Consider the following 265-nt stretch of genomic DNA (forward strand, 5'->3'; position numbering starts at 1 on the left):
CGCGGCATACCGTCTCGCCCAGCTCACCGCTCACGACGATCGTCTTCGCGCCGTCGCGCAGCGCCTCTTGGAGGATCACGAGGTGGCGAGGGCCTGTTCCCTCCGGGGTCGGCAGCGGCGAGCGCGGCTCATACGCTCCAACGGCGCCGCGGTAGCGATGGATGAGGTCGGCGCCGAGGTCGGGCACATACAGTTCACCCCCGGTGAACACGGCTTGGTGCGGATGCATCATCCCGGTCAGGCGTTGCGGGGTGGCGCCCGTGGG

General features: G+C 70.2%; 1 protein-coding gene. It reads right to left on the reverse strand.

The window, feature by feature from the left end:
* Window positions 1-265: beta-propeller fold lactonase family protein (locus SB660_RS21275; RefSeq protein WP_410584380.1), on the reverse strand; the 265-nt coding region annotated here is incomplete at both ends.

The organism is Bacillus sp. SIMBA_005, assembly GCF_046535585.1.
GTDB lineage: Bacteria > Bacillota > Bacilli > Bacillales > Bacillaceae > Bacillus > Bacillus pumilus.